This window comes from Nocardioides sp. F233, assembly GCF_057813895.1.
In genome coordinates this window covers 180,405-201,335 of sequence record NZ_JBVASH010000007.1, presented here as the reverse complement: position 1 = coordinate 201,335, position 20,931 = coordinate 180,405, and the positions used below count along the sequence as shown (strand labels likewise).

Sequence of the window (20,931 nt, the reverse complement as noted above, 5' to 3'; positions counted from 1 at the left end):
CGTCAGGGTAGGAGAGGCTCAGGCCTGGGTGGCGACCCGGTCCTCCAGCAGGGACGCGGAGACGTCGCCGGTGACGCCGCGCGAGGCGGCGGCGCGGCCGACCACGAAGACGTATGCGAGGAAGCCGAGCTCGGCGAGCACGCCGATCGCGATCCGCGCCCACGTGGGCAGTGGCGAGGGCGTCACGAAGCCCTCGATGATGCCGCTGACGAACAGGCACACGGCCAGCCCGAGGGCGACCGTGACCGACGTGCGACCGGCCCGGGCGAGCGACTGGGCCCGGGACAGCTGCCCGGGTTCGACCCACGACCAGAACAGCCGCAGGCCCACCCCGCCGGCCACGAAGACACAGGTCAGCTCGAGCAGGCCGTGCGGGATGATCAGGCCCCAGAACAGCTCGCCGCGGTCGTGGCGCATCATGATCGAGCCGACGATCGCGAGGTTCGCGACGTTCTGGAACAGCAGGTAGAGCACCGGCAGCCCGAGGATCCCGAGCCCGATGCACAGCGCGCTCACCCAGGCGTTGTTGACCCAGACGTGGGTGGCGAAGGCGCCGGCGGCGTTCTCGCTGTAGTAGCTCTCGAAGTCGCTGTTGACCAGCTGGTCGACCTCCTGCGGCGAGAGCAGGTTCTGCTCCACCTGCGGGTGCTGGCCCAGCCAGATCATCATCACCGCGGTGACCACCACGTTGCCCGCCAGGCAGCCCAGCCACCACCAGCGCAGGTTGTAGAGCGCCGCCGGGAACCGCTCGGTGAAGAACCCCGTGAACCCCCGCCAGCTCGGCACCCGCGACGCCAGCATCGCGATCCGCGCCCGCCCCAGCAACGACGACAGGTGGGCCACCAGCTCACCGTCCGGCGCCGAGGTGCGTACGACGGACAGGTGGGTCGCGACCTGCTGGTACCGGTCCACCAGCTCGTCGGCGTCCGCCCCGGTCCGGTGCCGCTGGCGCACCAGCTGGTCCAGGCGCGTCCACGACCCCGCGTGAGTGGCGACGTACGCGTCGAGGTCGATCCGGGGCACGTGGCCGAGCGTAGTGCCCCGGCCGGCACCCTCCCCGCTTCGCGCTGGCCGCTCACCAGATCGGCGTATGTCCTCGTTGTATGTCCGTCATCACCCGGCTCTTCCTGTCGAACAGGACGCAGGCCGTGCGCCTCCCGAAGGCAGTCGCCTTCGACGACTCGGTGTCCGAGGTCGAGATCGACGTCGTCGGCGAGGCCCGGGTGATCCGGCCCGCTGGATCGCGGGTCGACGCCTTCTGGGACAGCGACCTACGGATCAGCGACGACTTCGCCCGCGAGCAGCCGGCCGCACAGGAGCGGTCCTGGGCATGACGCAGCGCCATCGCCACCTGCTCGACACGGACATCGCCATCGAGCTGCTGCGCAAACGGGACCTGCCGCTGCGGGAGCGCTGGCGCGCTGCCGGGCCGGTGGCGGCCTCCGCCGTCTCGCTGTTCGAGCTCCGCTTCGGCGCAGCCCGCAGCGCCGACACCGCCCGCAACGATCTCGCGATCGACGAGCTGGCGGCGGCGGTCGACTTCCTCGACTTCGACGCCGACGCGGCGGCCCACGCCGGCGACATCCGTGCGGACCTCGCCGGCCACGGCACACCGATCGGCGCCCACGACGTGATGATCGCCGGTCACGCGCGATCACGGGGGCTGATCGTGGTGACCCGCAACGAGCGTGAGTTCCGCCGCGTCGACGGGCTCCGCGTCGAGCGCTGGTGACCTGGTGTCCTGACAGGACACTAGGCTGCCAGCGATGCCCACCTCCGACTTCGCCACCGTCACCGCCGACGACCTCGTCACCGGCGAGGGCGTGGCGCTCGACCTGCCGGCCGCGTCCCTCGGCCTGCGGATGGCGAGCGGGCTGATCGACGTCGCGGTCACAGTGGTGAGCCTGATCGTGGCCTACATCCTGCTGCTGGTCGGTGCGTCGGTCGCCCACGACGAGGCGCTGCTCGGAGCAGGCATCGTGCTCACCTCGGTCGTCACGTTCCTGGTCATCCCGACCACGCTGGAGACGCTGACCCGCGGCCGCTCGGTCGGCAAGCTGGCGCTCGGGCTGCGCACGGTCCGTGACGACGGCGGGCCGATCAGCTTCCAGCACGCGCTGGTGCGGGCGCTGATCGGGTTCGTGGAGATCTACGCGTTCTCCGGGGCGCCGGCGTTCTTCTCGATCATGCTCAGCACCCGCGGCAAGCGGCTGGGTGACTACGCCGCGGGCACGTACGTCGTGCGCGAGCGGGTCCCGCTGCGGCTGCCGCCCCCGCCGCCGATGCCGCCCCAGCTCGCGGCCTGGGCCCGGAGGACGGACCTCGCGGCGCTGCCGACCGGGACCGCGCTGGCGGTGCGCCAGTTCCTCGGCCGCCTGGCCACCCTGGATCCGGTGTCCCGTGACCGAGTCGGGCGGGCACTGCTCGCCGACGTGGCGCCGTACGTCGCCCCGCCCCCGCCGCCCGGAGCGCCACCGGAGCTGGTGCTGATGGCCGTGGTGGCCGAGCGTCGGGAGCGCGACCTGGCGCGGCTGCGGCGCGACGACCGGCTCCGCCAGCGGCTGCTCACCGAGCAGCCTCGACAGCAGGGGTGACCCACCCGCCCGCTGGGTAGGTTGGGCGGCATGACGCAGGTCAACGAGTCGCCGACCGCTCCCACCGGCCGCACCCGGCGTACCCCCGCCGAGCCGAGCACACCGCTCTCGCTCGACGAGCTGGCCGGCGCGACCGAGGCGATCAGCAAGGTCTCCGACGCCTTCTCGAGCCGGGTCGTCGGCCAGCACCGGGTCCGTACGGCGCTCCTCGTCACCCTGCTCGCCGAGGGCCACGTGCTGCTGGAGAGCGTGCCCGGGCTGGCGAAGACGCTCGCCGCCTCGACGCTGGCGCAGGCGGTCAGCGCCCGGTTCGCCCGCATCCAGTGCACGCCCGACCTGCTGCCCAGCGACATCATCGGCACCCAGGTCTACGATCCGCGCCGCCACGAGTTCGAGACCCAGCTCGGGCCGGTCCACGCCAACTTCGTGCTCCTCGACGAGATCAACCGCGCGAGCGCGAAGACCCAGTCGGCCCTGCTCGAGGCGATGCAGGAGCGGCAGACGTCGATCGCCGGCGCCATCCACCCGCTGCCCGACCCGTTCATGGTGCTGGCCACGCAGAACCCGATCGAGGAGGAGGGCACCTATGTCCTCCCCCACGCCCAGATGGACCGCTTCCTGCTCAAGGAGATCGTCGACTACCCCACCGAGGACGATGAGCTGATGGTCCTCGAGCGGATCGACGACGGCACGCTGGGCCAGCACATGACCGACGTCGCCGCCGTCGTCACGCCCCACGAGGTCGCCGAGCTGCAGGAGCTGGTCCGCAGGGTGTACGTCGACCCGGCGATCCGCCGCTACATCACCGCCCTGGTGCGGGCGACCCGCGACGTCACCGGCCTGCTCGGGCCCGAGCTCGGCAACTACGTCGAGATCGGCGCCAGTCCGCGCGGGTCGATCGCGTTCTTCCAGGCAGCACGCGCGATGGCGGTCGTCCAGGGCCGCCACTACGTGATCCCCGAGGACGTCCGCGAGCTGCGGCACAGCGTGCTGCGCCACCGGCTCCACCTCAGCTTCGAGGCGCTCGCCGACCGCGTCCGCCCGGAGACGGTCATCGACGCCGTCTTCCGCGCGGTGCCGACCCCGTGAGCCGGCCGTGACGGCCCACCTGACACGGATCAAGTCGCGGCTGGCCATCCACGCCCACCGCAAGGTGTGGGGCCTGCTCGAGGGCGAGTACGCCGCGATCCACGTCGGACGCGGGATCGACTTCAACGACCTGCGCGAGTACGTCCGCGGCGACGACGTGAAGGACATCGACTGGAAGGCGTCGGCGCGCAGCCGCCAGCTCCTGGTCAAGAGGTACGTCGCCGAGCGCAAGCACACCGTGCTGCTCTGCGTCTCGACCGGCCGGAGCATGGCCGCGCTCAACGACGCCGCGGTCGCCAAGCGCGAGCTCACGGTCCTGGTGGCCGGCGTCCTGGGCTACCTCGCCGTCCAGCACGGCGACCTGGTCGCGCTGGTCCACGGCGACGAGCAGCGCCGCCACGTCGAGCGCCCGGCCGCCGGCGAGCTCCACCTCGAGCGGCTGCTCGGCACCGTCCACGAGGCGATCACGCCCGACGGCCCCCACGGCGACCTGCCCGGCCTGCTGCGCCACGTCGTACGCACCATCCGGCGGCGCACCATCCTCGTCGTCGTCACCGACGACGTGACCCTCTCCGAGGAGTCCGCGACGCTGCTCCGCCGGCTGACCGCCCAGCACGAGGTGCTCCTCCTGACCGTCGGCGACCTCGACCCCACCCAGCGCAGCGTCGCCGACCGGCGGCTGGTCGACGTCGACGCCGACGCCGAGGTGCCCGGCTGGCTGCGCCGCGACGCCCGGCTGCGCGCGGAGTTCGCGGCGCTCGTCGACGAGGAGGGCCAGCGGATGCGCCGTCGCCTCGACCAGCTCGGGATCGCCCACGAGGTGGTCCGCGACCACGACTCCGCGATCACCGCCGTCTTCCGGCTCCTCGAGAGGCACCGCCATGCGCGCCGCCGTTGAGGCACTCGCCGTCGACCTGCCCGAGGAGTTCACCGGACCGGTCGGGTACGCCGACCGCTGGCTGTGGATCGCCGTCGGGCTCGCCGTCGCACTGGTCGTCTACTACGTGCTGGCGTGGTGGTTCACCCGTGCGCCCCGGCCCGTGGCCCTCGCGCGCCCGGGCGTCCCGCTGCCCGACGTGCGCCAGCAGCACCTGGCCCGGATCGACCACATCGAGGGCCGGGTCAGGGCCGGCGAGATCACGCCCCGCACCGGGCACCAGCAGCTCAGCGAGGTGGTCCGCGACTACGTCGCCGCGGTCACCACGCTGCCTGCCCGGTCGATGGCGCTGGCCGACTTCCGCGACCGGGCGCCGGTCGCGCTGGTCGAGGTGCTCGAGCTGGTCTACCCGCCCGAGTTCGCCCCCGACGACCCCGACGGCACGTTCTCCCACGACCTGTTCGAGACCGCCGTCGACCGGTCGCGCGGCCTGGTCGCGACGTGGAGCCCGGCCTGGAGCGCGGCCTGATGTGGGACACCGACACCACCAGCTTCCGGTGGCCGTGGCTGTCACTGCTGCTCGGCGCCCTCGTGCTGCTGCTCCTCGTGCTGTGGCTGCGCCCCTGGCGCCGACCGAGCCGCAGCGGTGCGTCGTACGTCGCCCATGCGGCGCGGCTGCAGTCGCTCCCCCGCTACCGCACGCTCGTACGACGCCAGGTCGCGCTCGGCGCCTGCCTGACCCTGGCCGCGCTGGTGGCCTGCACGGGCGCGGTGGTGCTGGCCGGGCGGCTGCAGCAGCGGCAGACGATGACCCAGGAGGACCGCACCCGCGACATCGTGCTGTGCCTGGACGCGTCCGGCTCGATGGCGGAGGTCGACGCCGACGTGCTGCGCGAGTTCCGCGCGATCATCTCCGGCCTGCGCGGTGAGCGGATCGGGCTGACGATCTGGAGCGGCGCCGCGATCACGGTGTTCCCGCTGACCGACGACTACACGTACGTGCTCGAGCAGCTCAACGCGGCGGAGAAGGCGTTCGCGTCGGGCGACGTCTACAGCGACGAGTACGCCGTCTTCACCGCCGGCACCGTCCTCGACTGGGACGTCCAGTCCCAGATGGGCGACGGGCTGGCCTCGTGCGTGCAGCGCTTCGACCGCAACGACGAGGACCGCAGCCGCGCGATCGTGCTGGCCTCCGACAACGAGCCGATCGGGAAGGGCATCTTCAGCGTGCCGGACGCGGCGGCGTACGCCCGCGAGAAGAAGGTCGTCGTCCACGGCATCGCGGCGCCGGCGACGGCCGAGCGGCCCGACGCGGCCGAGCAGTTCCGGAGCGCGGTGACCAGCACCGGCGGCACCTTCTCGGTGCTCGGCGCCGACGGCAGCACCAAGGCGGTCATCGACGCGATCGCCAGCCTGGACGCCAAGCCGATCAAGCGGCCGCCGCTGGTGCAGGTGCTCGACCGGCCGCACGTCGGCACCGTCATCGTCGGGATCGGCCTCGGCGGACTGGTGCTGCTGTGGGTGCTGCAGGGCGTGCTCGTGCTGCGCGACCGGAGCGGGGCGGGGCGATGAGCACCACCACCTCGACCGCCCTCGTGCTCGTGCGCCGGATCGGCATCGTGCTGCTGTTCGTGGTCATCCTGCTGCGCCCCGGCTTCGGCCGCGCCGAGGTCCCCGCCCAGCTCTCCGACCTCGACGTCATCGTCGTCATCGACCGCACCAGGTCGATGGCAGCCCTCGACTACGACGGCAAGCAGCCGCGCATCACCGGCGCCAAGGCCGACCTCACCGCGCTCGCCAAGGCCCTGCCCGGCGCCCGGTTCGGGATGCTCGCCTTCGGCACCGACGCGCGCGTCGTGCTCCCCCTCACCTCCGACAGCGCCGCCTTCGGTGCCGCCGTCGAGACGCTGTACCTCGAGAAGCCGAAGGACGGCATCGGGTCGAGTGCCACCCGCCCCGTCCCGGAGCTGAAGGACCTGCTCGAGCGGTCGGCCGAGCAGGCGCCCCAGCGGCGCCGGATCGTCGTCTACGTCGGCGACGGCGAGGACACCACGAGCGAGGGCGCGGTCGACACGTACGACGAGGTGGCCGACCAGGTCGCCGGCGGAGCCGTCCTCGGCTACGGCACGAAGCAGGGCGCCCCGATGCCGGCGGACGACGAGCTGACCGGCGACCTCGGCTACGTCCAGGACCCCGCGACCGGTGACACCGCCCAGTCCCACGCCGATCCCGCCGAGCTGCAGAAGATCGCCGACCAGCTCGGTGTGCCGTTCCAGCACCGCACCCGGCCCGGAGGTCTCGACGACCTCGCGCGCTCGTTCGAGGCGTCGTACTCCGACGGCTCCGGTGGCCACGACCGTCCTGCCGAGCACGACCTGACCTGGCTGGTCGGCGTCCTGCTGCTCGGCCTGCTGCTGCTCGAGCTGCACGCCGGCTGGCGCGCGGTCTGGGCGTCGCGGCACGTGCTGGCACCCCGGAAGGGAGCGGTCCGATGACGAACCCCCGCCGACGACTGCGACTGGTCCTCCTCCTGGCAGGGCTGGTGCCGGTGCTGCTCGTGGCGGCGTACGCGCTCAAGGTGACGCTGATGCTGCAGGCCAACGCCTCCGGCCGCGACGCCTTCGACCGCGGCGACCTCGACGGGGCGGCGTCCGAGTTCGCCGGCGCCCGCACGCTGAACTGGTTCGAGTCCTGGGTCGCCGCCTTCGACGAGGGCGCGTCCGAGCACGCCCAGGGCAGGTACGCCGACGCGATCACCGCCTACCGGGCCGCCCTCGAGGACGTGCCACACCGCGACGAGTGCACCGTGCGGATCAACCTTGCCCTCGCCCACGAGGCCGTCGGTGACGCGGCCGCCGAGTCCGGGGCGTCGGAGGACGCGCGGGCGGCGTACCAGGCCGGCATCGACGTGCTCGCGGCCGGAAGGTGCCCGCAGGACGCCGGGCGCGGCAAGGAGCAGACCGCCGACGCCGGCGCCGTCGACGAGCGGCTGCGCGAGAAGCTCGAGCAGAACCAGGACCAGCCGCAGCAGCCCCAGGACCAGCAGCCGCCTCAGCAGCAGCAACCCGGCGACGACCCCGGCGACTCCGACCCCCGTCGCGACCGGCTGCAGGAGCAGAACGACCGCGGCGCCGACCAGCGCCACGAGGACCAGGACCTCTACGACGACGAGGACTACACCCGGCCCGACGCGTGGTGAGAGCCCGCTGCGCCCGAGGAACGAGGGCGCAGATCACGGGCGAAGGTCGAGGAGCGCCGGCGAGCTCGCGCCGCGAAGCAAGCGAGGTCGTGGCGCGTCACGAGACCCGGCGACGTGCTGTCGGAACCGGCCAAACGCGGTTCCGAGAGCACGGCCAGGGGTCTCGAGACGGTCGCTGCGCGACCTCCTCGACCACCGGGGTCAGTGCCGGCGGCACCGCCGCCACAGCGCGATCCCGACCAGCACCGCGAGCACCGCACCGATCTGCTTGCCGTAGGTCTTGACCAGGATCGGCAGCACCGCCGAGCCGAGGTCGAGGGCGTCGTCCTCGGCCGCGGCTGCGGGCCGCGGTGACGGCGTGGGTACCGCGGCCGCCGGCTCGGGATGGTGCCCGGCGGCCGCGGTGTCGGTGGGTTCCCCGGCATCCCCCGCAGCCGCAGCGGCTGCCGGCGGCGCCGCCTCGGCGGCGAGGCGCTGCTCGAGGCAGGACACGAACTGCCCGAGCAGCTTGTCGGAGACGTCCTGCATCACGCCGCGCCCGAACTGCGCCGGCTTGCCGGTGATGGCGAGGTCGGTGACGACGTCGACCTGCGTGGCGTCGCCGGAGCCGTCGCCCGCGGCGGCCATGGTCACGGTGACCGTGGCGCCCGCCGTACCGTTGCCGCGCTTGTCCCGGCCCTTCGCCTCCACGACGAACCGGTGGCCGGCCTCGTCGCGCTCGACGAACTTGCCGGAGCCGGCGTACACCAGCGCGATCGGGCCGAGCTTCACCTTGCAGGTCCCCTCGAAGGTCGGGGCGCCGTCGTCGTCGGTGCCGACCGCCGTGACCTGGGCACCCGGGAAGCACTCGGCGAGGGCGCCGATGTCCTGGAAGTGCGCCCAGGTCGCGTCGAGCGACGTGGGGACGGTGAAGGAGTGGCTGAGGTCCAAGGTCAGCCCCTCCCGGCTGCCGCGAGCACGGCCCGTCGGGTGAGCACCGTCGCGAGGTGGCGGCGGTAGTCGGCGTCGCCGTTGAGGTCGCTCGGCGGGTTCGTGCCATCGGCGGCGAGGGCGGCCGCGGCGGCGACCCCCTCCTCCGTCGCCGGTACGCCGGCCAGCGCGGCCTCCGCAGCCCGGGCGCGCACGGGCGTCGAGCCCATGTTGGTCAGGCCGATCCGGGCCTCCGCGATGGTGTCGCCCTCCATCCGCACGGTCGCCGCGACCGCGACGATCGGCCACTGGTGGGCGATCCGGACGAACTTCTCGTACGCCGCCCCCCAGCCGTCGTACTTGGGCACCCGCACCTCCACCAGGATCTCGTCGTCGGAGATCGCCGTCTCGAAGAGGTCGACGAAGAAGTCGGCTGCCGGGATCTCGCGCGTACCGCCGGGCCCCTGGACCACGAAGGTCGCGTCGAGCGCGAGGGCAGGCGCCCCGAGATCGCCTGCCGGGTCCGCGTGGGCGAGGGCGCCACCGAAGGTCCCGCGGTGCCGCACCTGCGCGTCGGCGAGGTGCGTGATCGCCTTGCTGATCAGCAGCGCGTGCTCGTGGACGAGGGGGTCCTGGCCGACGTCGTGGTGGGTGGTCATCGCGCCGACGGCGAGGTGGTCGCCCCCGTCGCGGATGCCGCGCAGCGAGTCGATCCGGCCGAGGTCGATCACCCACTCCGGCGCGTTGAGCCGCATCCGGAGCACCGGCAGCAGGCTCTGCCCGCCGGCGATGATCTTGGCGTCGTCGCCGTGCTGGGCGAGTGCGGCGAGCGCCTCCTCGACCGTGGCTGGGGCGACGTACTCGAAGGCTGCGGGGATCATGCCTGCGCTCCCTTGCTGTCGTTGATCGCTCGCCAGACCCGTTCCGGCGTGCACGGCATCGCGACGTCGTGGACGCCGTACGGGCGCAGCGCGTCGACGACCGCGTTGACCACCGCCGGGGTGGACGCGATCGTGCCGGCCTCGCCGACCCCCTTGGTGCCGAGCGAGTTGGTCGTCGCCGGCGAGGTGGTGTGGTCGAGGTCGAAGCTGATCGTGTCGGCCGCGGTCGGCAGCAGGTAGTCGACGAACGAGCCGGTCACGAGGGTGCCGTTCTCGTCGTACACCGCCTCCTCCCACAGTGCCTGGGCGATGCCCTGGACCAGTCCGCCGTGGACCTGGCCCGACACGATGAGCGGGTTGATGACGTTGCCGATGTCGTCGCAGCAGGCGTACTTGCGCAGCCGGACCTGCCCGGTCTCGGTGTCGATCTCGACCGCGCACAGGTGGGTGCCGTGCGGGTAGTTGAAGTTGACGGGGTCGTACGTCGCCTCCGAGTCGATCGACGCCTCGACGCCGTCGGGGAGGTTGTGGGCAGCGAAGACGGCGGTCGCGATCTCGGTGATCGCCATCCCCTGGTCGGTCCCCCTGACGGTGAACCGGCCGCCGCTGAACTCGAGGTCGTCGGCGGAGGCCTCGAGCAGGTGGGCCGCGACCGGCCGCGCCTTCTCGATCACCTTGTCGACCGCCCGCACCAGGGCTTCGCCGCCGACGACCAGACTGCGGGAGCCGTAGGTGTCCAGGCCCTTGTGGGAGATCTGGGTGTCGCCGTGCAGGACCTCGACGTCCTCGAACGGTACGCCGAGCCGGTCGGCCACGATCTGACTGAACGCGGTCTCGTGGCCCTGCCCGTGGGCGGACGCCCCGGTCACGACCTCGACCTTGCCGGTCGCGAGCATCCGGACCTCGGCGTGCTCCCAGCCGCCGGCGCCGTAGTTCAGGCTGCCCAGCACCCGGGACGGTGCGAGGCCGCACATCTCGGTGAACGTCGAGACGCCGATCCCGAGCTGGACCCGGTCGCCGCGGGCACGGCGCTCGGCCTGCTCGGCGCGGAGGGCGTCGTACCCGAACATCTCCTTGGCGCGCGCGGTGGCGGCCTCGTAGTTGCCGGAGTCGTACTCGAGGCCGGCCACCGTGGTGAACGGGAACTCCTCGTGCTTGATCCAGTTCATCTCGCGGACCTCGAGCGGGTCCTTGCCGAGCTCGGCGGCGAGCTCGTCCATCAACCGCTCGATCGCGAACGTCGCCTCGGGCCGGCCGGCGCCGCGGTAGGCATCGGTCCAGGTCTTGTTGGTGAGGATGTTCGTGGTCTGGAACTGGTAGGCCGGGAACTTGTAGATCGCGTTGAACATGAACGCGCCGAGCACCGGGACGCCGCCGCCGACGATGGCGACGTAGGCACCGAGGTCGGCGAGCAGGTCGACCTTGAGGCCGGTGACGTGGCCGTCCTTCGTGGCGGCGAGGGTGAGCCGCTGCCACTGGTCGCGGCCGTGGTGGGCGGTGAGCAGGGACTCGCTGCGGGTCTCGGTGAACTTCACCGGCTTGCCGAGCTTGCGGGCCACCGCGAAGGTGATCATCTCCTCCGGCGTCTGCTGCAGCTTGCCGCCGAAGCCGCCGCCCACGTCGGGGGCGATCACCCGGATCTTCGACTCGGGTACGCCGGTCGTGGCGGCGATCGCGAAGCGCAGGATGTGGGGCACCTGGGTCGCCGACCACACCGTGATCTGCTCGCCGGTCGGGTCCACGACGGTGCTGCGCGGCTCCATGAACGCGGGGATCAGCCGCTGCTGGCGGTACTCCCGCTCGATCACGATGCCGTTCGCGCGGGCCTCGGCGATGGCGGCCTCGACGTCGCCGCCGGTGCCGGCCTCGGCCGAGTCGAAGCGCCACACGGCGCTGACGTTGGTGCCGAGGTCGGGGTGCGCGAGCACCGTGTTCTCGGCTGACTCCTTGAGGTCGAGCGCGGCCGGGAGCTCCTCGTAGTCGACCTCGACCAGCTCGGCGGCGTCCCGCGCCTCGGCGGCGCTGCGGGCGACCACGACCGCCACGGTCTCTCCGGCGAAGGCGACCCGGTCGGTCGGCATCGGCAGGTGGGCCGGCGTGACCTGGTCGGGTACGACGGGCCACGCGTTGATGCAGGCCCCCTGGCCCTCGCCGAGGTCCGCGCCCGTGAAGACGGCGACCACGTTGGTGCTGGCCTTGGCCTCGGCGGTGTTGATGCCGGTGATCCGCGCGTGCGGGAACGGGCTGCGCACCATCGCGAGGTGCAGCATGCCCGGGAGCGTGATGTTGTCGGTCCAGCGGGTGCGGCCGGTGATGAGGCGCTGGTCCTCCTTGCGGCGGCGGTCGCGGCCGATCTCGCCCTGGGTGGGCTCCTGGGTGGCGGTCATGCCGTCGCCCCCTCGCCCGCAGAGCTGGTCGAGCCTGTCGAGACCCCTGCGGCGTGCTGCACCGCCCGGACGATGTTGTGGTAGCCCGTGCAGCGACACAGGTTGCCCTCGAGGCCGAGCCGGATCGCCTCCTCCGACGGGCTGGGGTTCTCGGCCAGCAGGTCGACGGTCTGCATGATCATGCCGGGCGTGCAGAACCCGCACTGGAGGCCGTGGCACTCGCGGAAGGCCTCCTGCACCGGGTGCAGCGCGCCGTCCTCACCGGCCAGTCCCTCGATGGTGGTGACCGTGGCGCCGTCGGCCTGGACGGCCAGCACGTTGCAGGACTTCACGCTCCTGCCGTCGAGGTGGACGGTGCAGGCCCCGCAGTTGCTGGTGTCGCAACCGATGACGGTGCCGGTCTTGCCGAGCTTCTCGCGCAGGTACTGCACGAGCAGCATGCGGGGTTCGACGTCGTCGGCCACCTGCTGACCGTCGACGGTGAGGCTGATCCGGGTCATGACTCTCCCTTGAGCGTGAGGGACCTGTGACCTGGCTCACGCTAGGCAGGGTTGGTTGGTGCGGGGTTGGTGGCGAGCCAGGGGTGTCGACGGTCGCGCCTAGCCTGCCGTCATGAACCGCACGGACCGCCTCTACGCCCTCGTCGAGGAGCTGCGCGCCGCCGGTCCGCGGGGGCGGACGGCGAGCCAGCTCGCCGCGCACTTCGAGGTCAGCGTACGCACGATCGAGCGCGACCTGAGCGCCATCGGGCAGGCCGGCGTGCCGCTCGCGACGCGGCAGGGGCGCACCGGCGGCTACAGCCTGGACCCCTCGATGACGCTGCCCCCGCTCAACTTCACCCCACGCGAGGCGACGGCGGTCGCGGTGGCGCTGAGCAGCAGCACGCACGTGCTGTTCGCGCGCGACGCCCGATCGGCACTGCAGAAGATCGTCGCGGCCATGCCCGGCCCTGCCCTCGCGGAGGCCCGTGCGGCGGCGGCGAAGGTGCGGCTCGTCGTACCCCTCGGGGCGACACCCGACGTCGACGTCGCCGAGACCATCTGGCGCGCGGTCCGGGAGGGACACGTCCTGCGGATCGGGTACGTCGACGTGGACCACGTCGAGTCGGAGCGCGAGGTCGAGCCGCAGCACGTCGTGATGGGCCCGCGCGGTTCGTACCTCACCGCCTGGTGCCGGCTGCGTGAGGACGACCGGGTCTTCCGAATGGACCGGATCACCCGGGCCGAGCGCACTGCGGCGCTTCCCCGCGGCCCGCGGCGGCCGCTCGACCCGGCCCTCGTGGGGGCGCTGGGGCCCGTGCCGGCCTCGGCGCTGCGGCCGGAGGAGCTGCTCGGAATTCCCGCGGGAACTCCGACATAGGGCTGTCGCGAAGCCTTGGGACGGTGGTCGTGTTCCCCCTCCACGACTCACCAAGGAGCTCCGATGACCACCACTCCCCCCGCCGCACCCGTCCCCGGCACCGTCGCCTGGTTCGAGGTCGCGACCGACGACCCCGACGCCGCCGAGAAGTTCTACGGCGGCCTGTTCGACTGGACGTTCGCCACCGACGAGGCCTCCGAGGCCGGCGGCCTCGACTACCGCCTGATCACCGCGCCCGGGGGTGGTGGGCCGTCGGGCGGCGTCTTCGGCACGGGCGGGCGGATGCCCGGGCACGCAGTGTTCTCGATCCTGGTCGCCGACGTCGCGGCCACCTGCGCGAGCGCCGAGGAGCTCGGCGGCACCGTGCTCAGCCAGCACCTCGACGTCGGGCCGGGCGTGCCGACGTTCGCCTACCTGCGCGACCCGGCCGGCAACCAGTTCAGCGTCTTCGCGCCGCCGGCCGCGTGAAGCCGATGGTCGAGGAGCTTGCGCAGCAAGCGTCTCGAGACCCCGGACATGACGGATCCCCGCCCCTGCCGGTGGGCGGGGACGGGGATCCGGGGAGGACGTCGTACCTGGTGATCAGCCCAGGTCGACGATGGCGGCGACGGGGCCGCCACCCTCCGGGCCCTGGTGGGCGGCGGAGACCGAGACGAAGACCGCCGGGTCGCCGGTCACGGCAGCGGTGACGCCACCGACGCACGACTTGATCTGGCGGTGCCAGTGCACGTCGGAGTCGTCGAGCATCGCGTTGCGCCGACCGCGGACCTCGCCGTTCTGGGACGCCTCGCACTTGAGGAAGACGTTGACCAGGCGGCCCTGCAGGTCGGAGGAGTGCGGGCGCTCGGGCAGGTCGAGGCCGGCGTCCTTGATGGCGTTCCAGATGCCGTCCTGGTCGAGGGCGTCGTTCATGACCGAGTGGCCGATCCGGTAGCGGCCGCCGACGCCCTTGGCGTTGCCGACGACGACGATCTGGGCCACGTCGAGCTCGACGCCCGAGGAGCAGGAGGCGACCGAGGAGTACAGCTCGCGGTTGTTCATGACGTCCGCGTCGGTCGGCATCTCGATCTCGCCGAGGGCGACGGCGATGCCGAGGCCGGTGACGCCGTTGGACAGGTCCATCGACTCGTGGGTGTGCTCGGTCCAGACCTCCTTGCCGCGGCTGTGCGCGTCGCGGATGGTGTGGATGGTGAGCAGCGGGGTCTTGGTCTGCACGTAGTGCACGTCGGCCGGGTCGGTGATGCCCGCACGCTCCATGGCGATCTTCACGCCGGCGGCGACCTTCTCGACCATCGCGACGTACCCGATCTCCTCGGGCAGGATCGGCTCGCTCATCGCGAAGCCGACGGTGAGGCGCTGCTCCTCGCGGCTCGGGTCGTCCTCGGCGACGTCGGTGGTGGCGAAGATGGTGGCGTGGGGGCTGATCACGCCGTCGGTGCCGCCGGACCACACGATCGGGACCTGCTTGACCTGGTCGACGGGCGCGCCCTTGTCGACGAGCACCTCGCGGAAGGCGCGGTCGGCGATGATCCGGGTGTAGTCGTTCACCCCGCCGTTGCCTTCGGTCTTGCCGATGATCGCGATGACGCGGTCGGCCTTGAAGACGCCGTCGTCGATGAGCTTGGCCAGCTCGGACGCGTCGGCGACGGAGTGGATCGGGACCTTGCGGACCTCGATGGCAGAAGGCATGGGTCGGGTTCCTTTCGGGGTTCTTCAGTTGGGGGTGACGATGGTTCCGGCGCGCCCCTCGGCGGCCGCGAGGATGCTGCCGAGGTCGGTGATGACGCCGCGGCGGCCCGAGCTGGCGACGAAGCGGCAGACCGCGTCGACCTTGGGGCCCATGGAGCCGCCGGCGAAGTTGCCGTCGGCGGCGTACTTCCGCATCTGGTCGAGGGTGACCTGACCGATGTCGGCGGCCTCGGGGGTCCCGAAGCCGAGGACGGCGTGCGCGACGTCGGTGGCGATGACGAGGAGGTCGACCTCGATCGCCTGGGCGAGCAGGGCGGCGCCCAGGTCCTTGTCGATGACGGCCTCGACGCCGGCCAGGCTGCCGTCGGCGCTGCGGACCGTCGGGATGCCGCCACCGCCGTTGGCGATGACGACGAAGCCGGCGTCGACGAGGGCGACCGCGGCCGGGGCGTCGAGGACCTCGAGCGGCTCCGGCGAGGCGACCATGCGCCGCCAGCCGCGCTCGCCGCGGTCCTCCCAGGTCTCGCCGTGGTCGATCATGGTGCGCGCCTCGTCGGCGGACAGGTAGCGGCCGACCGGCTTGCTGGGTGCCGCGAAGGCCGGGTCGGCCGCGTCGACGCGGGTACGGGTGACCAGCGCTGCGGTGGGCCGGGTCAGGCCTCGGGCGGCGAGGGCGCCGTCGAGCGCGTTCATCAGGATGTCGCCGAGGGTGCCCTGGGTCTGGGCACCGCACCAGTCGAGCGGAACGGGCGGCACGACGGTCGCGGCCAGCTCGTTCTTGACGAGCAGGTTGCCGACCTGCGGCCCGTTGCCGTGGGTGATGACGACGTCGACACCGGCCGCAACCAGGTCGGCCACCGCCTCCATCGCCTCGGTCGCGGCCGCGATCTGGTCCTCCGGACGGGCCTTCCCGTCGGGGGATGTCATCGCGTTGCCGCCGAGCGCCAGCAGGATCCTCATGCAGCGAACCTAGTGAGCCGGATCACCCTCGTTCATCGTGAGGAACAGCCAACTCGGGAGCAGAAGGCTGGCAACACCTGCCAGCGGTTCTCACACGCCGGGATCGGCAGCGAGATCGCGGGCCAGCACCTCGGCGACCGAGGCCGGCCGACGACCGAGCAACGCGGCCAGCGGGACGCCGCCGGTGGGCAGGCCGTGGTCGTCGTAGTAGTCGAACATCGCCTGCAGCCACGGGTGCACGTCGTCGCCGGCGGGCACCCGGCGCGCGGAGAGACCCGCCGCGGCAGCCACGTCGGCGATCGACACCAGGGCGGGCCCGCCGAGCTCGTACGTCGCGCCGACGTGTGCCTCGCCGGTCAGCACGACCGCGGTCGCGGCGGCGACGTCCTGCAGGTCGACCATGCCGAACGGGGTGTCGACCGAGTACGGCACGTCGAGGGTGCCGTCGCGGAGCGCGGGCAGCAGGTTCTGCACGTAGGCGCAGGGCTGCAGGATCGTCCAGGCCAGGCCGGAGCGGCGGACCAGGTCCTCCGAGGCGGCCTTGCCGAGGTGGTGGGGCATCGCCGGGACGTAGGGCGAGGCGACCGAGTGGTAGCTCACCCGCCGGACGCCGACCTCGGTGGCGGCGGCGAGCACCGCGGCGACGTACGCCGGCTCGTCGGGGTGCAGGTTGGGGGCGATCACGTGCACGGCGTCCGCGCCGGCCAGGGCAGCCGGCAGGTCGTCGAAAGCGGCCCGGCCCAGGGGGCGTGTCGCCACGCCCGCCTGGGCCAGGGCCGCGCCGACGGCGCGACCGGTCTTGCCGGATCCCCCGAGGATCGCGACCTTCATCGTCGGTTCCCGCGGTTCCTCAGAGGATGTCCACCGCGGCGGCGGTGGCGCCACCGGCGAGCACGCCGTAGCCGGGTCCGCGGTCGAAGAACGCATCGTCGGCGGCGGGCACCGGGCGGGAGGCCCGCTCGGCGGCGGTGGCGGCGGCGTCGTACCCGAGGCTGTCGTCGTCGAGCGAGCCGGTGAGGACCACGCCGTAGTCGTCGAGCGCTGCAGCCGCGGAGACCTTGCGCCACACGACGTCGCGCACGACCAGCGCCGGGTCGCGGTCGACGGGGTTGCCCCAGCCGCCGCCACCGGTGGTGCGGATCCGGATGGTCTCGCCGGTCACGACGGGCTCGGAGTCGGCGAGGGCGTCGACCTCGCGCTCGTTCGGGCCGCCCGGGTCGATGGTGACCTGGAAGGGCTTGCCGGCCTTGCCGCCCTTGACGCCCCAGCAGGCGAGGATCGAGCGGTCGGCGATGGACATGAAGTTGGCGTCCTTGAGCATCCGGATGTGCTTCTCGTAGCCCAGGCCGCCGCGGAACTGGCCGGCGCCGCCGGAGTCCATGGCGAGGCCGAGCGACTCGACCACGAACGGGAAGCGCGACTCGGTGAACTCCGTGGGGAGGTTGCGCGAGTCCGGCACGACGTGGATGGTGTCCTCGCCGTCGGCGTAGTAGCGACCGCCGGAGCCGCCGCCGAGCACCTCACGCATGAGGTACGAGCGGCCGTCGAGGTCCTCGCCGTACACGCCGGTGTAGCGGATCGTCTCCTGGTCGGCGGGCATCTTGCCGTCGACCGCCTTGGCGATCACGCCGGCGAGCACGCCGAGCAGGCGCAGGATGACGAACGTACGGGCGTTGGTCGGTGCCGGGAAGACCGGCGTGAGCAGCGTGCCCGGGGGCGGGAACCGCATCTCGATCAGCGGCACCACGCCCTCGTTGACGTCGAGCTCGGCCATCCGCTCCGGGGTGTCGGCGAGGTTGCGCAGGATCGGCGCGAGCCACTTCTTGAGGAAGACGCCGTCGGAGTAGTCGCCGCAGTGGTTGATCGGGCCCTTGGCCTGCGGGCCGGTGCCGTCGAAGTCGAGGATCAGCCGCTCGCCCTCGGGGTCGTCGGCCGCGGTGCGGGTCAGCGTGATCCGCTGGGTGTGCAGCTGCGGCTCGTCGACACCGTCGTGCTCGGCGTAGTCCTCCCAGGTCCAGCTGCCGACGGGGATCTTGGAGAGGATCTCGCGGCGGTAGGTCTCGGTGGAGCGGTCGATGATGGCGTCGAAGCACGCCTCGACGGTCTCGATGCCGTAGCGGTCGAACAGCTCGCCCAGGCGCCGGGCGCCCATCAGGCAGGCCGAGCACTCGGCGTCGAGGTCGGCGGCCAGCGACTCGGGCATCCGCGAGTTGCGGGTCATGATCCGCAGCGCGGCCTTGTTGGGCACGCCGGCGTCCCACAGCTTGATCGGGGGCACCGCGAGGCCCTCCTCGAACACGCTGGTGGCGTGCGAGGGCATCGAGCCGGGCACCGCGCCGCCGATGTCGTCGTGGTGGCCGAAGGCCTGGATGAAGCCGACGACGCGGCGCTCACCCTCCGGCCCGGCGAACACCGGGACGGTGACGCACAGGTCGGGGAGGTGGCCGATCCCGCCCTCGGAGAGGTAGACGTCGTTGTGGAAGAAGACGTCGCCCTCCTGCATCTCCTCGATCGGGAAGTCCCGGGCGACGGGGTGCACGAGCGCGGAGTACGAGCGACCGGTGAGCTTGCGCAGCAGGCGGTCGTGGATGCCGGCGCGGAAGTCGTGCGCGTCGCGGATCATCGGGCTGCGCGAGGTCCGCGCGATGGCGGTCTCGACCTCGTGCTCGACGGCGGCGAGCGAGCCCTGGACGATCTCGACGAGCACCGGGTCGGCGCTGCGGCCGGCGTCGGCGGTCAGCGTGCCGAACGGGAACTGCGTGGGTGCGCGGCGCGAGCCGGTCTCCGCGTCATGGGTGTGCCCGGCCGGCGCGGCGCCGTTGTGGATGGTCTGGCAGCTCAGGCACATGTCAGTTCTCCTCCGAGCGCGTCACGATGATGTTGGCGTAGTCGTCGACCCGGGCGGTGAAACCGGGGTGGATGGGCACGGTGGAGCCGAACTCCTCGATGATCACCGGACCGGTGAGCACCTGGCCGGCGGGCAGGTCGGTGCGCCAGAAGACCGGCGTCTCGACGTACCCGGCATCGGCGTCGAAGCAGACCGAGCGCGACCCGGTCTGCTGCGGCTCCGGCTTGGCGCCGTCGGCGCGCAGGATCTCGGGGCGCTTGATCGGGCCGACGCCGGAGACGCGCAGGTTGACGACCTCGACCTGCTGCGACGCGTCGCCGGAGAAGTCGTAGCCGTAGAGCACCCGGTGCTCGGCGTGGAACCGGTCGGCGACCGTGGTCAGGGTGTCCGCGGTGATCGGCCCGTCGGGTACGCCGACGCGCACCTCGAACGCCTGGCCGAAGTAGCGCACGTCGGCGGTCCGCACGAAGACGTGGTCGGCCTGCGCGAAGCCCTCCTTGGTGAGCGCCTCGGCGGCGCGCGCGGTGAGGACGTCGTACTCCTGCTGCAGGTCGGCCGGGTCCAGGTTCTCCTGGAGCGCGACGTGGGTCTGCACGTAGTCGTTCTTGACGTCGACCGTGAGCAGGCCGAAGGCCGAGACGTTGCCCGGGTTCGGCGGGACCAGCACGGTCGGGACGTTGAGGATGTCCATCAGCCGGCACAGCAGCAGCGAGCCCGAGCCACCGAAGGTGGTGAGGGTGAAGTCGCGGACGTCGAGGCCACGCTTGACGGTGACCTGGCGCAGCGCGTTGGCCTGGTTCCACGCGGAGATCTCGAGGATGCCGGTGGCGCAGGCCTCGGCGGAGATGCCGAGCTTGCCGGCCAGCTGCTGGATCGCAGCGCTGGCGGCGTCGACGTCGAGCGGGATCTCGCCACCGAGCAGGTGGGGAGGGATCCGGCCGAGGAAGACGTGCGCGTCGGTGATGGTGACCTCGCTGCCGCCCTTGCGGTAGCAGATCGGGCCCGGGTCGGCGCCGGCCGAGTGCGGGCCGACCTTGAGGGTGCCCTCGGGCGAGAGCCAGGCGATCGAGCCGCCGCCCGCGCCGACGGTGACGACGTCGATCATCGGGATCTTGGACGGGTACACGCCCACGCTGCCCTCGGTGGTCAGCGTCGGGTCGCCGTCGATGACGACGGAGACGTCGGTCGACGTACCGCCTCCGTCGGAGGTGAGCACCTTGTCGAAGCCTGCGACCTTGGCGATCAGCGCGGCACCGAGGGCGCCGGCGGCCGGCCCGGAGAGCACGGTGGTGATCGGCTGGTGCACGACCTCGTCGGCCGAGAGCACGCCGCCGTTGGACTTCATCACGTAGAACGGGATGGTCCGGCCGCTCTGGGTCGCGAGCCGGTCCTTGATGTTGTTGACGTAGCGGCTCAGCTTCGGCTTGACCGCGGCGTCGACGAGGGTGGTCATCGAGCGCTCGTACTCGCGGTACTCGCGCAGCACCTCGCTGGAGATGGAGACCACGGCGTCCGGGTGCTCCTCGGCGATGATCTCGCGCATCCGCTCCTCGTGCGCCGGGTTGGCGTACGCGTGCAGGAAGCAGACGCCGAGGGTGTCGATGCCCTTGGCCTTGAACCAGCGGGCGACCTCGCGGGCCTTCTCCTCGTCGAACGGGCGGATCTCCGCACCGGTGAAGTCGAGGCGGCCACCGACGCCCTTGACCAGGTCACGGGGCACGATCCGGTCCGGCTTCACCCAGAAGTACGAGTTGCCGTAGCCGTCCGGCACCGACTGTCGGGCGATCTCGAGCATCGCCTCGTAGCCCTCGGTGGTGATGAACCCGAGCGCGTCCACCTTGCCCTCGAGCAGCTGGTTGGTCGCGACCGTGGTGCCGTGGCTGACGGCGACGACGTCGTCGAACTGCGCCCCCGCGATCCCCAGCACCTTGTCGATGCCCGCCAGGAACCCGTCGGCCGGGTTCCCCGGCGTGCTCGGGGTCTTGGTCGTGACGACCTCACCGCTGTCCTCGTCGAAGGCAACGACGTCGGTGAACGTGCCGCCCGTGTCGATGCCGATCCTGATCCGCCTCGCTGTCATGACTCACATTCAAGTGAGCCAGCTCGCGCTGCACGACGGCATCATCTGCCGATGGATCG

General features: G+C 72.2%; 21 protein-coding genes. 11 read left to right on the top strand and 10 right to left on the bottom strand.

The features are described 5' to 3' along the window. Nucleotides 1-18 precede the first annotated feature (18 nt). Entirely contained in the window at nt 19-1,023 is a 1,005-nt protein-coding gene (locus tag ACZYRU_RS23615; protein WP_488959549.1) for a stage II sporulation protein M, read from the bottom strand. Nucleotides 1,024-1,103: 80 nt separating this feature from the next. On the opposite strand from ACZYRU_RS23615, the gene vapB reads away from it, so the two are divergent. Genes vapB through ACZYRU_RS23570 form a run of 9 tightly spaced genes read left to right on the top strand, consistent with a single transcriptional unit; the run spans nt 1,104 to nt 7,759 of the window. Next, nucleotides 1,104-1,334, top strand: coding sequence for a type II toxin-antitoxin system VapB family antitoxin (gene vapB, locus ACZYRU_RS23610; RefSeq protein ID WP_488959548.1), 231 nt, complete (start codon nt 1,104-1,106; stop codon nt 1,332-1,334). After that, complete coding sequence (locus tag ACZYRU_RS23605; protein WP_488959547.1) at nt 1,331-1,732, top strand: PIN domain-containing protein; 402 nt, start codon at nt 1,331-1,333, stop codon at nt 1,730-1,732. Before vapB ends, ACZYRU_RS23605 begins: the two co-directional genes overlap by 4 nt. 34 nt (nt 1,733-1,766) lie before the next feature. After that, nucleotides 1,767-2,594: an RDD family protein gene (locus tag ACZYRU_RS23600; protein ID WP_488959546.1), complete on the top strand. Its 828-nt coding sequence runs from the start codon at nt 1,767-1,769 to the stop codon at nt 2,592-2,594. A gap of 30 nt (nt 2,595-2,624) precedes the next feature. Then, a complete protein-coding gene (locus tag ACZYRU_RS23595; RefSeq protein WP_488959545.1) occupies nt 2,625-3,683 on the top strand; it encodes an AAA family ATPase in 1,059 nt (352 codons plus the stop codon). 7 nt (nt 3,684-3,690) lie between these two features. Continuing rightward, a complete protein-coding gene (locus ACZYRU_RS23590; RefSeq protein WP_488959544.1) occupies nt 3,691-4,581 on the top strand; it encodes a DUF58 domain-containing protein in 891 nt (296 codons plus the stop codon). Then, nucleotides 4,565-5,089 carry a hypothetical protein gene (locus tag ACZYRU_RS23585; protein ID WP_488959543.1) on the top strand — a complete coding sequence of 175 codons (525 nt, stop codon included), beginning with the start codon at nt 4,565-4,567 and terminating at the stop codon, nt 5,087-5,089. The genes ACZYRU_RS23590 and ACZYRU_RS23585 overlap by 17 nt, the downstream gene beginning before the upstream one ends. Next, complete coding sequence (locus ACZYRU_RS23580; RefSeq protein WP_488959542.1) at nt 5,062-6,132, top strand: VWA domain-containing protein; 1,071 nt, start codon at nt 5,062-5,064, stop codon at nt 6,130-6,132. Before ACZYRU_RS23585 ends, ACZYRU_RS23580 begins: the two co-directional genes overlap by 28 nt. Then, complete coding sequence (locus ACZYRU_RS23575) at nt 6,129-7,055, top strand: vWA domain-containing protein (protein ID WP_488959541.1); 927 nt, start codon at nt 6,129-6,131, stop codon at nt 7,053-7,055. Before ACZYRU_RS23580 ends, ACZYRU_RS23575 begins: the two co-directional genes overlap by 4 nt. Further along, a complete protein-coding gene (locus ACZYRU_RS23570) occupies nt 7,052-7,759 on the top strand; it encodes a hypothetical protein (protein WP_488959540.1) in 708 nt (235 codons plus the stop codon). The genes ACZYRU_RS23575 and ACZYRU_RS23570 overlap by 4 nt, the downstream gene beginning before the upstream one ends. 201 nt (nt 7,760-7,960) lie before the next feature. Here ACZYRU_RS23570 and ACZYRU_RS23565 read toward each other — a convergent pair whose 3' ends face one another. The 4 genes from ACZYRU_RS23565 to ACZYRU_RS23550 are packed head-to-tail and all read right to left on the bottom strand — an operon-like array spanning nt 7,961 to nt 12,436. Beyond that, nucleotides 7,961-8,689, bottom strand: coding sequence for an SRPBCC family protein (locus ACZYRU_RS23565; RefSeq protein WP_488959539.1), 729 nt, complete (start codon nt 8,687-8,689; stop codon nt 7,961-7,963). A gap of 2 nt (nt 8,690-8,691) precedes the next feature. Beyond that, nucleotides 8,692-9,549, bottom strand: coding sequence for an FAD binding domain-containing protein (locus ACZYRU_RS23560; protein ID WP_488959538.1), 858 nt, complete (start codon nt 9,547-9,549; stop codon nt 8,692-8,694). After that, on the bottom strand, nt 9,546-11,936 hold the full coding sequence (locus tag ACZYRU_RS23555; protein ID WP_488959537.1) for a xanthine dehydrogenase family protein molybdopterin-binding subunit: 2,391 nt from the start codon (nt 11,934-11,936) through the stop codon (nt 9,546-9,548). Before ACZYRU_RS23555 ends, ACZYRU_RS23560 begins: the two co-directional genes overlap by 4 nt. After that, on the bottom strand, nt 11,933-12,436 hold the full coding sequence (locus ACZYRU_RS23550; protein ID WP_488959536.1) for a (2Fe-2S)-binding protein: 504 nt from the start codon (nt 12,434-12,436) through the stop codon (nt 11,933-11,935). Before ACZYRU_RS23550 ends, ACZYRU_RS23555 begins: the two co-directional genes overlap by 4 nt. Before the next feature lie 112 nt (nt 12,437-12,548). Here ACZYRU_RS23550 and ACZYRU_RS23545 point away from each other — a divergent pair, with 112 nt between their 5' ends. Both ACZYRU_RS23545 and ACZYRU_RS23540 read left to right on the top strand, forming a co-directional pair. Beyond that, nucleotides 12,549-13,295, top strand: coding sequence for a helix-turn-helix transcriptional regulator (locus ACZYRU_RS23545; RefSeq protein WP_488959535.1), 747 nt, complete (start codon nt 12,549-12,551; stop codon nt 13,293-13,295). Nucleotides 13,296-13,358: 63 nt separating this feature from the next. After that, nucleotides 13,359-13,763, top strand: a complete 405-nt coding sequence (locus ACZYRU_RS23540; RefSeq protein ID WP_488959534.1) for a VOC family protein — start codon at nt 13,359-13,361, stop codon at nt 13,761-13,763. Nucleotides 13,764-13,877: 114 nt separating this feature from the next. On the opposite strand, the gene bar is transcribed toward ACZYRU_RS23540, so the two are convergent. From bar to ACZYRU_RS23515, 5 genes are all read right to left on the bottom strand, one after another. Beyond that, nucleotides 13,878-14,984 carry a barbiturase gene (bar, locus tag ACZYRU_RS23535; protein ID WP_488959533.1) on the bottom strand — a complete coding sequence of 369 codons (1,107 nt, stop codon included), beginning with the start codon at nt 14,982-14,984 and terminating at the stop codon, nt 13,878-13,880. Nucleotides 14,985-15,008: 24 nt separating this feature from the next. Further along, on the bottom strand, nt 15,009-15,944 hold the full coding sequence (locus ACZYRU_RS23530; protein WP_488959532.1) for a carbamate kinase: 936 nt from the start codon (nt 15,942-15,944) through the stop codon (nt 15,009-15,011). 90 nt (nt 15,945-16,034) lie between these two features. Further along, a complete protein-coding gene (locus tag ACZYRU_RS23525) occupies nt 16,035-16,775 on the bottom strand; it encodes an SDR family oxidoreductase (RefSeq protein ID WP_488959531.1) in 741 nt (246 codons plus the stop codon). Between the two features lie 19 nt (nt 16,776-16,794). After that, on the bottom strand, nt 16,795-18,792 hold the full coding sequence (locus tag ACZYRU_RS23520; RefSeq protein WP_488959530.1) for a hydantoinase B/oxoprolinase family protein: 1,998 nt from the start codon (nt 18,790-18,792) through the stop codon (nt 16,795-16,797). Nucleotide 18,793: 1 nt separating this feature from the next. After that, nucleotides 18,794-20,872, bottom strand: a complete 2,079-nt coding sequence (locus ACZYRU_RS23515) for a hydantoinase/oxoprolinase family protein (protein WP_488959529.1) — start codon at nt 20,870-20,872, stop codon at nt 18,794-18,796. Between the last annotated feature and the right edge of the window lie 59 nt (nt 20,873-20,931).